Source organism: Janthinobacterium kochi (assembly GCF_051380715.1).
Lineage (GTDB): Bacteria > Pseudomonadota > Gammaproteobacteria > Burkholderiales > Burkholderiaceae_D > Janthinobacterium.
The window spans coordinates 1-1,064 of sequence record NZ_JBNYXO010000038.1 but is presented as its reverse complement, the minus strand read 5'-3'; the positions used below and the strand labels follow the sequence as shown (position 1 = coordinate 1,064).

The following is a 1,064-nucleotide window of genomic DNA, read 5'->3' as shown; positions in this document are numbered from 1 at the left end:
TAACCGTAAGGAGGGCGCTTACCACGGTAGGATTCGTGACTGGGGTGAAGTCGTAACAAGGTAGCCGTATCGGAAGGTGCGGCTGGATCACCTCCTTTCTAGAGTTTGCACGAATCAGTAATGATTCACGCATCAAATGTTCACACTTATCGGCTGTTTAATTAAGAAGAAACAGTAGTCGTAGTAGTTCCGCGTTGGGGCTGTAGCTCAGCTGGTTAGAGCACCGTGTTGATAACGCGGGGGTCGTTGGTTCGAGTCCAACCAGCCCTACCAGCTAATTAGTACATAATTCCCGGGGGATTAGCTCAGCTGGGAGAGCACCTGCTTTGCAAGCAGGGGGTCGTCGGTTCGATCCCGTCATCCTCCACCAATACTTTGAAAGTGCAAACGTAAGCCGCTAGGTTTAGGTTTGATCTTTTAGCGATCAAAGCTGTTTCGTTCTTTAACAATCTGGAAGAAGTAAAGATTATTTATTGATTGGTTTGCCGTAAAAAGCAAATCGATGGGTAATGATTGTATGTATCAACAAACAAGCAACAACGTTGTACTTTCTTATCCCTGTAGCGCTCTTTGATTATTTAGGTAATCAGAGGCTAACGTTATAGGGACAAGCGAATAAGTGCACATGGTGGATGCCTTGGCGATTACAGGCGATGAAGGACGTAGTAGCTTGCGATAAGCTGCGGGGAGTGAGCAAACACACTTTGATCCGCAGATTTCCGAATGGGGCAACCCACCCTTTTAGGGTATTGCATACTGAATACATAGGTATGCAAGGCGAACGCGGCGAACTGAAACATCTAAGTAGCTGCAGGAAAAGAAATCAACCGAGATTCCCAAAGTAGCGGCGAGCGAAATGGGAAGAGCCTGTACGTGATAGTCGGACTGATAGAAGAATCCTCTGGAAATAGGAACCGTAGCGGGTGATAGTCCCGTATTCGAAATCAGACCGGTGATACTAAGCGTACGACAAGTAGGGCGGGACACGTGACATCCTGTCTGAATATGGGGGGACCATCCTCCAAGGCTAAATACTCGTAATCGACCGATAGTGAACCAGTACC

General features: G+C 47.4%; 2 tRNA genes and 2 rRNA genes. All 4 read left to right on the top strand.

Annotated elements, in window-relative coordinates:
• Positions 1 to 98 (top strand): 16S ribosomal RNA (locus ACQ4WL_RS27610); the annotation flags it as partial.
• A 98-nt stretch (positions 99 to 196) separates the two neighbouring features.
• Positions 197 to 273 (top strand) — tRNA-Ile (locus ACQ4WL_RS27605).
• Between the two features lie 21 nt (positions 274 to 294).
• Positions 295 to 370: transfer RNA gene (locus ACQ4WL_RS27600), tRNA-Ala, on the top strand.
• Between the two features lie 235 nt (positions 371 to 605).
• Positions 606 to 1,064 (top strand): 23S ribosomal RNA (locus ACQ4WL_RS27595); the annotation flags it as partial.